The organism is Candidatus Fukatsuia symbiotica (assembly GCF_003122425.1).
Taxonomy (GTDB): domain Bacteria; phylum Pseudomonadota; class Gammaproteobacteria; order Enterobacterales; family Enterobacteriaceae; genus Fukatsuia; species Fukatsuia symbiotica.
In genome coordinates, this window is sequence record NZ_CP021659.1 from 459,867 (window position 1) to 472,039 (window position 12,173).

Here is a 12,173-nt window from a genome sequence, read left to right on the forward strand (position 1 = left end):
GGCCGTGAACACTGTCTGGAAATAATTGACTACAATATGAATTATTTGCTGCCACTAGGCTGCTCTTTGAATATATTCATTGGCCACATGAGCAGCTGTTTTTCTAACGGAACTAATAATATTTTCTTTAAAAATGCTTTCATACATCAGATCGGATAGAGCATAAGAGATCTTAGTGTTAACTTCGCTTTTTTGGTCACAGTCATTTATTCTTTTTAAAAAATCGGTGAACAGGGTATTTTTCATCAGGTATGTTGAAACCAAGTGTTTTATTGAACCCTGGGCGCAAGCAATATCGATAGTCATATCACTTTTATTTAAATAATGCATCGTTTCTTTAAATAAAGAGAGCCGTTCATTTTTGGTAAGTTGCTTATGTCCCATAAAGGCTCTATCTATCTGTAGGTTAATTAGCGCACAGAGATAAGTGCATTTCTCTTGCTCTAGCCATTGCTTGTAATACTCGCCGGGATTTATCTCTCTGATCATTTTCATAATATCTTTATAGATTGTGCCAAAATCCAGTCGCAAACTGTTCCCGTCTTTATATGCAATGGATAGTTTTGTACCCTTAGTAGCAATAGACAGGCCGTTCGACAAAGCAGGACGGGTGCGGAAATCGTCGACGAGGTCTCTGAATTCTATCGTCGGGTCGTAAAAGAAAAATTCCTTATCTAAAATAGTATAGGAAAAAATTTTATCATTTTTGTTAATGTTGATAGAGAATATGTCATTACCTCTATTGTCTTTCATTTGTAATAAATTATCGGTTGATCCAAAGTCATAGCAAAACCTTTCCTTGTATGCCGGAGAGGCTAATTCTTTTAATTTGAATAGTATTTTTTCCACTTCATCCAGCGTGATATTGTGTACGGGATGACATAATTTTTTCAGGCATTCCTGGGCTTCTTTATGGCCATGAAAAAAAAAGAATTCTTTTATCTTTTCCCATAATGTCATATAAATATGACGATCATCATTTAATATTTCTTCTATGCGGACAGTGGTAGGGAAATAACCCGTCCCTACTGAAAAAACTATATCAGTCATAATATGTACTCCACCTTACTGTTAAAAATTAAATTCCCACCACTGTAATGATTATGGCGAAATCATCTTTACGTACTACACAGTGAACTATAAATTTTATGATAAACGTGATCGTCGCTAGATATATGCTTTGGAATGGTTATTATACTCCTCATGAAAAGTGCTCAACTTCTCGGTAATCGGTGAAGTCGTTTCGTCATTTCTCTTTTTCACAACAACAGCGGGTAAAATACCTGTCAGCCAGAATTTAAATGCAGCAGCCCAAGGTACGGCTTGGCTTTTAAACTTAGCATCGGTTTTTTTATTTGAAAGCTCTTTAATATTTTTGGACAATATCTCGTTAATATCGCTTGGCACAGTTTCTGGTTTATATTTGGCGATCAGATAAATCAAGCCGAAAGCGGTGCCGGTAATGAATAGAGAAATTGCAAGATACGGCGTTAAAAACAGTGATGCAACCGTTGCTACACCAATTCCGATAGAGACTTGCTTAATTTTTTGAGTAAATTTATTAAGATTTATTGATGTTAGTTCACGGTCGAGCTGCTTGATATCTTCTACTATTGCATCCCGTAGCGTGTTATCTATACTTTCCACTGTATTGTTACTAGCAATGTTGTATTTTAAAGTCTCCCAGTTATCAGCTATAGCTCTGATATTTTCTAATCTTGTCTTCACTTTTCCGTATTTATCTTTCTTAAAAGAGAATTTTGAGTTTGATGCTTGTTCTATGTCTTCTAGAGCCTTATCAATACTATTACGTGTCTTAACTGTATATTGTATGGTATTGTTTTTATTACCTAAACCACTTTCCTTTAGATAGTCTTTAGTCATTCCATTAGCAAAAGCTTGTGTCATTCTATAATAAACCTGTTGTGCGTTTTGCAATTTATCAGCGTCATTATTAGGTTTGTTAAAATGAGTAAGAACGTTTATACTATAAGGTACCTTATTACCGACAAATTGTGTCAACAAGGTTAATTTTTCTATATTGTCATTAACTGATGTTAATGACAAACCATCCTCTAAAAACACCAACTGTAACTGCCCGTTATTTTCTAACGGTTTTATTTTCATAAAAGCGGCTAATTCAGATTTTTGAAGAAATTTCGCTAAATCCTTAGCCCATGTTTTATCCGCCCTATGATGTTGCGATAGTATATTGAGTAATTTACATATTTCTCTATTATTTTTAGGAAAAATTCTAAAAACAACATTTGTTTCATCTTTTAATTCAATCACCGCATATTTTTTAATTTCTTCTTTTTTCAATGTGTCCTTAAAGCATTTCAGATGCCTATCATTATTGATATAGCCCTTCAAACAATCAGCCAATAATCGTTTATTTTCACTCATCTGTTTTGCTTCTTCCACCTGTTTTGTGTTTTCCTGTAAGTATAGGTGGTACGGAAAACCAGACATTCTGCCTAGATAGTTAATGGTTCTGCCCGCAATTTCTTTTGTAAATGCTATAAATAATGGCAAAAAAGTACTTTTATTTTCATTGTCTACCTTGTTAACTTTATCATTGAGCTGCACACATAATTCACTGATGGATGAAATATCATTTTTAAGTTTAATCTCTTTGTTTCCTTGATATTTTTCGACCACACTTTCAGTGTACATCTTAACTACATCATTAATCAGCTGTTGTTCAGCCGTCACCGGATCCAACTCTTTTAGTGCCGAACTGACTTCCGTTGATTGACGACGGAGAGTGTCGATATCGATACCAGAGTGTATTTCATCAAATGGATCTTGCTTAACTTTAGTATTTGTCATCCTTCTGATTGCCTTAATTACACGCTTTTTCATGCCACAAAACTTCGTTTTAGTCGAGGTGGGAAGTCTCAGAGTATTTCCGGTCTCTACAATAATATCTTTGACGCTTTTAGTTCTTTCAGTTGAGGTGTTTCCTGAACTTCTGTTTGTAGGCACATGACTTTGAAAATAACTATTTGTGGTTTTCATACTCTCCCCTTAGATCATATATTCAATTCTTGAATAAAAAATTAAATAATAAAACTGCGGTTTGTAGGATGGTATGGAAAAAAAAAGAGGATAGATATCAATTATTGACATAATCTGTTAAAAATATGTTAACAATAAGTAAATTATATGTTGCCTTGGTAAGCATATACCCAATGAATTTCGAGTTACGGCAAGGCTGCAATCAATCGAATCTCAGGAGTTTACAGGGAGTAAATGACTGGGATGAGTGCGCGCAGCCAACGCCGCCGCATGGTTAATCGCGATGGTCATCTTTTTCAGTAGAGCAAGGTCAGGTTTCCTGTTGCAGCTAAGAATAGAGGTGAGATTGAAAGATGGTTGCATATGGCTCTATAGTGACCAGTAAGTTAACTTGATTCAATGGTTCAAGAGCCTAGAAAATAATACAGCGAGGGCACCTCTCATATGGCAGATTATGACTTTGAATGGATGTGGCAGGGTGAAGATAATGAGGCCTAACGTACGTTTTCGTTCCATTGGACTGTGAACCCCCTACTTGAAATTCTGGGAAGATTTATCCGGCTATATACCCTTCTTTAAAATATTTATAAGCTGACGGAAATTCTTTAGGGTTTTCAAGTATATAATTTTCAATGCTTCTTAATAATTCTGATTTATCGCTTTTTTTCTTGCCCACTGTTGCGTAGATATCACCATTTACGGGGCCTTTATAGTGTTTGATCACCGGAAGTTCTGACGCGTTTGATGTCATTGCCTGGAAGGTGTTATCAGTTCGTTCAGAATAATCTAGGTTTAAATCCGTCACTTTTGCATACATGGGATCTGCATATATGGGGTCATACAGATTGTTAGTCTCGTTATTAAATTTTTCAGCCAGCGATTTTTGTATGTTTTTTGTGATACTGTCTATTGATTTAGCAAAGTCATAGATCCATTCGCTTTCCGTTCCTATTGTCTTTCCCAGATCTATACCCTCAGTGGAATCCAGAGAGAAACGTTGTAGAGCATAATAATCAAAACATTTCATTTGCAACGCAATCCATCTCTGAGTCAGCCGTTGATCAAACACCATCTCTTGTTTTGTTGGCCCACTTAGCAAATGCAAGTATAACCTTTTCTGATTTGATGAAGAAATTCCCTCCAATTTATCTGGATCAGTATTGTAAGCCACCTTAGCTAAGGCAGCATCAACGCTTTCACGAGAAACGGGATTGATGTTTAAAAACTCACTGTGATTGGTTAATTGTTTTTCTGAGAAGGCACGAATATCTTTTTCAGAATTCCCGTATACCAGCTTGCGTTCATCCATCCCATCTTTTATAGAAAAGGTAAAGGTGTAAGTGCCATCCTCGTTTTCTGTGACAGATGCCTGAAATCTATTCTGAAAGCCAGGATATGTCATTTCCTTGAGCTGATAAAAAGAAATCATTGTTTTCAACGCTGATTCGGTATCTGGCTCATGATCGGTATGCGTCAACTCATAAAGTTTCTCCAGTGCTTCACTTTTTTTCGTCCTGCAAATCCAGTCCTTAATTTTATCCCAGACTCCCATGTATGCGGCCTCTTCTTTCGAAGAACTCTCAACAGCCCGTCTGATTCTTTTATCACTAATGGCTCTGCTGAATGGTAGGCAAGTATTACCCTGAATAGTCAGTGGCATAACATTTATCCTCTGTGTGACGTTATAAGTTTGTAATCATAATGTTAATAAATAGTCAATTCAATGGTTGATTGGAAAATGGGTGAGACTTCAGTCAAAAAATGATAAAAAAACCCGCAATCTAGAAGATAACGGGTTAGAGAAGGAAAGGGTTAGATAAATGAAAGACACAAATTTTTTCGTATAACAGCCAGGCACGTTCGTTACTATGTCCAGCTTTTATCCAAGGTGAATTGATACATTTCATCCAGGTCAAGATTGTAATGGTCTAATGTTTCCGGACTCTTTTGAAGAGCTGTAATAAACTGCAAATCAGAGGTGTATAAAATGAAAAGTAAAAAGAAGCCATCGACATTGACACTGGAGTTTAAACAAGACGCAGCAAAGTTAGTGCTGGAAAAGGCGTATACGTGCCAACAAGCGGCAGACAGTTTGGGTGTTTCATTAAGTGCGATAAAAAGCTGGGTCAAGGCTGAAAGGGGGGGAGTGTCCCCGGTAGGATCTGAACAGGCGAGTCTTAGTTTGGCCGAGCGTGAAGAATTACTTCGTCTGCGTAAAGAGCGTAATAACTTATTAATAGAGCGTGAAATATTAAAAAAAGCGGCGGTCTTCTTTGCGAAAGAAAACGGATAAGATTTTACCTGTTGGCGCGGCAATTTACCTTTACTCAGAGAGACCCGGTATGGACAACGGATATCACCACTGTTTGGACTTATGAAGGCTGGATGTATTTAGCGGTGGTGATGGACTTATACTCGCGCCAAATGAGCGTTAGCGTGATTTTTACTGAAAAATCGTATCCTGAAGAGGGAGTGTCTTCATTAATTTCCCATATTTTTATGTCGGCCATTTTTTTATTATCATAAAAGGTTTGATAGACTGATATCACAGCTAGTGGGTGTCAGCACGCCTGTTATCTTTAAAGTCGCAGATGGATTGTCAGTCATCACACTGAAAGATGCTGCACATAATAATGTCTGGATCGCAAGTCTATTGAAGATATTGCAAGTTTTTTTTCATAATCATGCCTTATAAAATAATTAAATACATATTGTGATGAAGAATTTTTAATAATACCTGTAATCAATGTTGTTTTTTATTGACCTCCTTTAAGGGGTCGTGTGAAGGAACCCCAAAAAGTGTTCGTTCTCAGTTAAGCGGCTTTCCAGAAGCATCGTTTTAAATGTTTTTCAAGCTCATTGATCATCGTATCCAAATCAACACCACTCTTGCTCTTTTTAAAATGGTACTTACCAGTAAAGGCAATGTGCGCCCAGGCAATAGGAGAAATCCTGACAAATTCATCAATAATTGTCTGGCTAACTCCCTCTACTACTTGCATTTTTTCATAAAGGGTATTTAAAATAATAGCGTTGTACGCAATGACAGAATTTGCAACCAGTCTTACTGCATGCGCGCTGACCTGATTAGTTATTCTCTTTTTTCCTTTAAAAACCCCGTGATAAATTTTCCTGATGAGACCTTGTAACTCAGGGCGGGATCCCACTTTAATGTGAACTAATAATAGGCAGTAAGCTCATAATATTATGTATCCTAAAGAATATGTAATCATGAGTATTTTAAAGCAATTAGCCCTGATCCCTGACCCGCGTAAAGATATTAATATCAAACATCACCTGCTCGATGTTATTTTCCTGTTTTTTGCCGCCGTGTTAAGTGGGGCCTCGGGATGGAAATCCATCCAGGATTTTGGCGAAGCTCAGCTCGATTGGCTAAAAAAATATGGCTCTTATCATGGTGGGAGCCCACGTCGTCATTGTATTGCTAAAATCATCAATGCATTAGATACAAATTTGCTGATTCAATCCTTGTTTTTATGGATTAACGAACGACGCCAACGAGCCGGTAAGACGTTGCTCGCCATCGACGGTAAAACCTTGCGGAGAACCTGGTCTGAAGAGATTTGCACTGCGCTGCATGTGGTGAGTGCCTATGATGTTGATGCTGGTATTACGCTTTATCAAAAAGCGGCGAACAATAAGGGAAAAGAAGGAGAATTAGCCCGTCAGAGCATTGACGCGTTAGCGCTGGATAATGCTATTGTGACGCTCGATTCATTAGACCTCTTCGGAAACTCTGATTTATCTAATTTCCATGTTATAAATTGCTGCAATCAGATTAAATCGTAATCCAAAACGTTTTCGCCTGTTTCGATAACGATCTGATACGATTTTAAATCGTTTAATCATACCAAGGACATTTTCGTTTAATACACGCTGGCTTGATAACTCACGATTGTTGCGTTTATCTTCTTTTGTTAAGGGATTTTTCTTTGTCTTTTTCTTAGGCAACGCCGAGTTTGAATGGATCTTGCCAAGCCCTTGGTAACCTGTATCTGTCACTGTTTTGATTTCAGGATGTATTCGCACGCCAGACTCTTTGAACAACCTAAAATCATGACGCCTCCCATGAGTAAAGCTTGTACAGATGACTGCTTTGCTTTTTTTATCGACGATCACTTGGGTTTTTAAGGTGGGTCGTTTCTTTTTTCCTGAGTAAAACTGCTTTTGTTTTTTTTGGGACGTTCAATCGGCGTTTCTGTGGCATCAATAAGAACGAGCTCATACTCCCTATCACTTTTTAATAAAGCTTTGCGTCCAGGGAGTGCAAAATCAGGATGCTTTATTAGCGTATTTTCTATCCATTTAATCGTTTCATAGCAGGTGCTCTCACTCACCCCATCGCTTCGGCTAACATGAAAATAAGTGCGATATTCCCGTAGATACTCAAGGGCCATTAATAAGCGATCTTCTAAACCCAGCTTGGGTTTCCGACCTCCTTTCCCTTGCTTACATTTATCTGCTTCATTCAATATCTTTATCATCTTTTCAAATGTACTGCGTTTAACTCCGGTTAAGCGCCGAAATTTTTCCTCTTCCAATACCTTTATTTGTTCATATTTCATGGGGGCTCCTTGTTCAGGAGATTTTTACCAACATTCCTACATGAATGCTATAGCAAGCGCCGTATCAGTTGATTATGAAAATCAGAAATAACATATTGATATTAATTAATATTTATTAACAAAAGTGATCACGTTACATGGCGCCTGCTATAGTTTCCGAAGAGGTCTATTGCATTGCCAAACCTCAACTTTATCACTTATCACGCAACGTAAAGGCAATTTTGTGGTGCAGCTTAAAGCGACTCAAAAGAAGCTGTTTGAACAGGTAAAACAGCAATTTGCTTTTGCCTATGATAGCGATAAATTGCACGAATATACGCAGACTAATCAGTGGCATGGCCGGATAGAAAAACGTACGGTTATGCAAATTAATGCGGAATTACCCAATGAATTAAAAGCGAAATGGCCTACCATTCGTACTTTCATTGAGGTCGCTAGTGAACGAACAAAAAATAATGTCACCCACTGTCGGTCACGTTGGTATGTCAGCTCATTACCGCTGAATGCAGAACAAGCGGCACAGGCAATTCGGCTGCATTGGGGGATAGAAAATCAACTTCACTGGGTATTGGATGTGGTGTTTAGAGAAGATGAACTCTTGATAAAAGCTCCGGATGGAGCAGCCCATGTCGCTCTTTTCAATCGCGTCGCGTTGGGTGTGATTAAACAGCACAAAGGTAAACAAGATAGTATTGCCAGTAAACGTAGACGAGCCGCCTGATCAGCCGATTTTCGTAGTAAACTTATTTTTGGTTAAAAAATCAGCAAAGTGGAATCCCGCCCTGCCTTGTAACTGTTGATAGGCCTCTGTTCGATTTCTGGCCGTTCGGATAGCCTTTCGAAGCGTCATATTATCGATTAAATTCAATACATGTGTGCTTTTAAAGAGGGTATTATATTCAATCAGTGCTCTTTTTAATCCAGCGTAACGCGCAGAGGAATTTAGTTTTCTAACAATGTGACTTTGCGTATATAGAATCCAATATAACAAAATTTAGCTTATTCAGAGAGTGATTATCACCCGTTACCCTGTCGATAGTAATGTCTGTTTTATTACCATGAATGACGTCATAAAGAGAATGCCCTTCATATTCATTAAGCCCAATATTCTTGGCATTAACGGCAACAAAATTGGCTATCAATGTATAAATGGACAGCCCAGGAGATTTCCCAAGATGTTTTTTTGAATACCTTGACTGGATAGTACTTTCACTGGTCGGAAGTTTTTGCCCATCCGCATCTGCTAACAATTTTTCATCTAATAAATTCCATTGCTTAAAAATAGGCAGTGAGTGGATAAAGTTAGCCACTGTGTCATTCGCTGCGCTGTGCGTATAAAATCTTCTTGAGTTGAGCGCATTAGGTTAGGGTTTAGATCAGACATTTCTGCCCTCTTTTCTATACTAATGCCAAAGGCCTCCGATAGAATACAGGCGGTAATGGCCAGCGGCGGGGGTTCCTTTTTTTTATTGTAGCGTGTTCTTATGTGGGTAAAAGAACTCCACATGTTAATCCGCTCCCCCATATACAGCATGAGGTCGGGTATTTCTACCTGAGGCAAGGTGCTGAAAAAAGCGTCCTCAAGAGGCGTCTTGCTATCATAATCCAAGCGACAGTCTTGTCCGCCCGTTTTGGTTTCTTTTATACTGAACCCTGTATTTTCTCGATGGTTTATCCGTTTTGTCGTTTTATCCCATGTGGTGTCCAGCATCAAAAGGGCATCATCCAAGCGTTGGTCGCAATAATTTGGGATTTTTGGATAACCAAATTCAAGCGCTATTTTTTCAACATCATCGACCAACCCATCGCTGATCAAGTCATGATTGATATCACAGTGAGAAACACTTTCATTGCAACAGAGCAGGCCTTTATCCAGACGACGATACATTTTATGGTAAACAAAGCATTCAAATAAATGGGGATCGACCTGTTCCTCACTGGATCCTTTCTTCAAATAAGCGAGCTGTGTTCTGGATATAGCGTCTTTAAGTGCTTGTGGTAATATCAATGTTGATGGACCCTTTCCGCTACCATAGTGCTTTTTTATTAAATCAATCAGCGCGATAACCTCATTTTTTTCTTTATAAAATACAAATGGAACGGTTAGCACGATTGGCCTTAGATAAAGTGCGAATAAGCGTGATGATTTTAAATAAAATTCACGCATTGCTGCTTTTGTATCAAAGGTGCTTCCCTGTAAAAATTGCGCTATAACGGGGAATTGCTCTTCTGGCAGGACTTTATAAGCCGCCTGATTTAATTCATCATGATGCAGACTGAATTTTCGTTTGGGAAACCACGTGAGAAATTTAGCGAGTTTAGGCAAATCAACAACCAGATCGGAATGGTATTCGGTTTTTTTCTTATCGGCATAAGCTTTGGCTTCCGCCATAATACGCCTTACATGATACATGAAGCTGGTGATTAAATTATCCATAATTTGTTGATAACGATGATAAATAAAACAAATGGTTTGCAACCATTGTTGCGGTTTACTTAACTGCCTTAGTCTGGAAGGGGCATAAATCAGCGTAATAGCGAATAGTATTTTTGGATAGCAGAAGGGTTGGAAGAAAATCCTTTGCAAATTTATACAACTCAACCATCGCCAAGGCTTTCTCTACTTCGGCATTTATCGCAGTATAGGTAAAGTTTTTTTGATCAGCACGTAGGGTGTTTAGCCTGCTGATTCCTTCATCCCTATTAATTAATCCTGATAATTGCTTTTGTTTAATCTCGGGTATCAACATGATCAGTTGATTAAGTCTGTCGCTTTCTTTAGCAAATTCCCGGGTAAACATATCCTGCAAACACCGATAGGTCGGGATAACGATTTTTTGATTATCAAGGTAGACCAATAACTGGCGGAAGGTGTCATGGCCTTTAGGATAATACCGTAACAATTCACGCAGGTGTTCCTCAATCAGGATGGCTTGTTTTACTGACCAATCCTGATAATTAAACAGACTGAGAATAATTTGTTTTTGCTGACTGATGCGTTGACGTGTGATGCTTCCCTGAAATATCGGGTCGGTTTTTTTGAAGAATTAGGCAAGCACATAGGCAACATCAGCCAGAACATCCTCAAATACAAAAATGAAAAATTGGTTTTTGGCTTTGAAGTAGGCAAGCTGCAAAATGAAATATATTTTTGTTTTGAGCGTACCAAATTGACTGAGTTTATCTAATTCTACCTGATTCATTTCAAACACGAGTTTCGCACGAATCTAACCTGGTGCAGCCAATAGTGCTCTGATGTGTGTAGTAATAGCGTTTTTAATGACAGCCCAATTTTGTTGGTAAAGGGTTATTTTTTCGGACAGACGGCGTTTATGTTGTTCAAACCAGGCAGCCATGGCTAGAAAAATATGATTTCTTTGCGCCCGGCCCGTGCGGGCCTGACAGCGTTCTATACCCGTGATCAATGAAGATGCTTGATTTTGAAGTCGATAAGGATCATGCTCATAGCCATGAAAATAGAGCTGACTGCTGACCAGAAAATTACCCTCGAAGCCCAACATCGTCAAAGCCATGACCGCCGTGTCTGTGACAGGATCCGGTGTGTTTTGTTGTCCGCAGACGGCTGGACTCCCCCTATGATTGCTCACTCACAGCTCATTAATGAAACCACGGTGCGGCGCCACCTTACAGACTATCATAAACTCAACAAGCTCAAGCCTGAAAATGGCGGCTCCGATGGCTATCTCAATGCGGAACAGACCACGTCGCTGGTTGAACATCTCACCCAGCCGCTCTACCACCACAATCACCAAATTGTGGCCTATATCGCTGGACGCTGGAACATCACCTTTACCGTATCAGGTCTGTATAAAGGGTTGAAGCAGCATGGCTTTAGCTATAAAAAGCCGAAAGGTGTTCCGCATAAATTTGACGTTGAGAAACAGCCGCAATTTATAAAGACCTACAGCGAATTGAAAGACGCCGCGGGTAATGACCCCATACTGTTTATTGATGCCGTTCATCCGACACAAGCCACCAAAATAAGCTACGGCTGGATACGAAAAGGCCAGGATAAAACGATAGAGACCACCGGGAGCAGAACGCGGTTGAATATCATGGGAGCCTTGAACATCCAGAATGTGGCTAACCCCATAATCCGTGATGATGAGACGATTAACAGCGAAAATGTGGTTCACTTCCTGTCTGCCATTCGCGCGCATTATCCCATCACGACAACGGCACATGTGATCCTCGAGGGTGCAGGCTATCACCGTTCACAGCTTGTGCAAGACGCCGCGCTTACGTTGAATATCCAGCTTCATTACCTTCCGCCGTATAGCCCGAATCTAAACCCGATAGAGCGATTGTGGAAGGTGATGAATGAGCAAACACGAAAAAATAGATATTACCCATCTAAACAGAGTTTTAAGAACGATATCTTAAACTTCTTTGAAGTGAAGCTACCACAAATGGCAAGTTCTCTGGTATCTCGCTTAAACGATAATTTCCAGGCGCTAAATCCTGCATCTTGATTTCACTTGGGTATAATACCAGAACAGAGAACACAATCCAGGTCGCCAAGGCGATCTTTTTTTATGGGTAAAC

11 protein-coding genes and 5 pseudogenes are annotated in these 12,173 nt (G+C 39.0%); 5 read left to right on the top strand and 11 right to left on the bottom strand.

The window, feature by feature from the left end; genetic code table 11:
* Positions 1-54 precede the first annotated feature (54 nt).
* The 3 genes from CCS41_RS02115 to CCS41_RS02125 all read right to left on the bottom strand — a co-directional run bounded on the left by CCS41_RS02115 (position 55) and on the right by CCS41_RS02125 (position 4,681).
* Entirely contained in the window at positions 55-1,050 is a 996-nt protein-coding gene (locus CCS41_RS02115; protein WP_119797123.1) for a type III secrection system effector, WxxxE family, read from the bottom strand.
* A gap of 117 nt (positions 1,051-1,167) precedes the next feature.
* Positions 1,168-3,021 (bottom strand): hypothetical protein, encoded by a 1,854-nt coding sequence (locus CCS41_RS02120; protein ID WP_119797124.1) that lies wholly within the window; start codon positions 3,019-3,021, stop codon positions 1,168-1,170.
* Between the two features lie 553 nt (positions 3,022-3,574).
* Positions 3,575-4,681 carry a hypothetical protein gene (locus tag CCS41_RS02125; protein WP_119797125.1) on the bottom strand — a complete coding sequence of 369 codons (1,107 nt, stop codon included), beginning with the start codon at positions 4,679-4,681 and terminating at the stop codon, positions 3,575-3,577.
* Between the two features lie 327 nt (positions 4,682-5,008).
* Here CCS41_RS02125 and CCS41_RS02130 point away from each other — a divergent pair, with 327 nt between their 5' ends.
* Both CCS41_RS02130 and CCS41_RS16270 read left to right on the top strand, forming a co-directional pair.
* Entirely contained in the window at positions 5,009-5,314 is a 306-nt protein-coding gene (locus CCS41_RS02130; RefSeq protein WP_119797126.1) for a transposase, read from the top strand.
* Between the two features lie 11 nt (positions 5,315-5,325).
* Positions 5,326-5,448: pseudogene (locus CCS41_RS16270) on the top strand (IS3 family transposase); the annotation flags it as partial.
* On the opposite strand, the gene CCS41_RS15905 reads toward CCS41_RS16270, so the two are convergent.
* The gene (locus CCS41_RS15905; protein WP_205411452.1) at positions 5,394-5,531 is read right to left on the bottom strand and encodes a hypothetical protein; all 138 of its coding nucleotides are present in this window, start codon (positions 5,529-5,531) and stop codon (positions 5,394-5,396) included. The pseudogene CCS41_RS16270 and the gene CCS41_RS15905 overlap by 55 nt on opposite strands.
* A 303-nt stretch (positions 5,532-5,834) precedes the next feature.
* Positions 5,835-6,188, bottom strand: a complete 354-nt coding sequence (locus CCS41_RS02135; protein WP_205411453.1) for a Tn3 family transposase — start codon at positions 6,186-6,188, stop codon at positions 5,835-5,837.
* 64 nt (positions 6,189-6,252) lie between these two features.
* Here CCS41_RS02135 and CCS41_RS02140 point away from each other — a divergent pair.
* Positions 6,253-6,762, top strand: a pseudogene (locus CCS41_RS02140) (ISAs1 family transposase); the annotation flags it as partial.
* A 21-nt stretch (positions 6,763-6,783) separates the two neighbouring features.
* Here CCS41_RS02140 and CCS41_RS02145 read toward each other — a convergent pair.
* A protein-coding gene (locus tag CCS41_RS02145; protein WP_240313804.1) for an IS5 family transposase occupies positions 6,784-7,607 on the bottom strand; the annotation gives its coding sequence in 2 pieces (ribosomal slippage) (positions 6,784-7,220 and positions 7,220-7,607; 825 coding nt in all).
* 169 nt (positions 7,608-7,776) lie between these two features.
* Between CCS41_RS02145 and CCS41_RS02150 the strand changes: the two are divergent.
* A pseudogene (locus CCS41_RS02150) lies at positions 7,777-8,328 on the top strand (ISAs1 family transposase); the annotation flags it as partial.
* On the opposite strand, the gene CCS41_RS17520 reads toward CCS41_RS02150, so the two are convergent.
* The 5 genes and pseudogenes from CCS41_RS17520 to CCS41_RS17035 form a co-directional block, all read right to left on the bottom strand.
* On the bottom strand, positions 8,329-8,598 hold the full coding sequence (locus CCS41_RS17520; protein WP_205411454.1) for a Tn3 family transposase: 270 nt from the start codon (positions 8,596-8,598) through the stop codon (positions 8,329-8,331).
* Positions 8,558-10,044 (bottom strand): annotated as a pseudogene (locus CCS41_RS17360) (Tn3 family transposase). The gene CCS41_RS17520 and the pseudogene CCS41_RS17360 overlap by 41 nt, the downstream one beginning before the upstream one ends.
* 55 nt (positions 10,045-10,099) lie before the next feature.
* Complete coding sequence (locus CCS41_RS15925; RefSeq protein ID WP_119797792.1) at positions 10,100-10,633, bottom strand: DUF4158 domain-containing protein; 534 nt, start codon at positions 10,631-10,633, stop codon at positions 10,100-10,102.
* Positions 10,634-10,654: 21 nt separating this feature from the next.
* A complete protein-coding gene (locus tag CCS41_RS15930) occupies positions 10,655-10,810 on the bottom strand; it encodes a DUF4158 domain-containing protein (protein ID WP_119963712.1) in 156 nt (51 codons plus the stop codon).
* A gap of 24 nt (positions 10,811-10,834) precedes the next feature.
* Positions 10,835-11,023, bottom strand: a pseudogene (locus CCS41_RS17035) (IS701 family transposase); the annotation flags it as partial.
* 54 nt (positions 11,024-11,077) lie between these two features.
* Between CCS41_RS17035 and CCS41_RS02165 the strand changes: the two are divergent.
* A complete protein-coding gene (locus tag CCS41_RS02165; protein ID WP_119797129.1) occupies positions 11,078-12,100 on the top strand; it encodes an IS630 family transposase in 1,023 nt (340 codons plus the stop codon).
* Positions 12,101-12,173: the final 73 nt, after the last annotated feature.

Excerpts from the sequence above, each read along its gene's own strand:
- CCS41_RS02165 (WP_119797129.1), top strand. The coding sequence starts at position 11,078 with ATGAAAATAGAGCTGACTGCTGACCAGAAAATTACCCTCGAAGCCCAA.
- CCS41_RS15930 (WP_119963712.1), bottom strand. The coding sequence starts at position 10,810 with ATGAATCAGGTAGAATTAGATAAACTCAGTCAATTTGGTACGCTCAAA.
- CCS41_RS02120 (WP_119797124.1), bottom strand. The coding sequence starts at position 3,021 with ATGAAAACCACAAATAGTTATTTTCAAAGTCATGTGCCTACAAACAGA.
- CCS41_RS02115 (WP_119797123.1), bottom strand. The coding sequence starts at position 1,050 with ATGACTGATATAGTTTTTTCAGTAGGGACGGGTTATTTCCCTACCACT.
- CCS41_RS02125 (WP_119797125.1), bottom strand. The coding sequence starts at position 4,681 with ATGCCACTGACTATTCAGGGTAATACTTGCCTACCATTCAGCAGAGCC.
- CCS41_RS02130 (WP_119797126.1), top strand. The coding sequence starts at position 5,009 with ATGAAAAGTAAAAAGAAGCCATCGACATTGACACTGGAGTTTAAACAA.
- CCS41_RS15905 (WP_205411452.1), bottom strand. The coding sequence starts at position 5,531 with ATGGCCGACATAAAAATATGGGAAATTAATGAAGACACTCCCTCTTCA.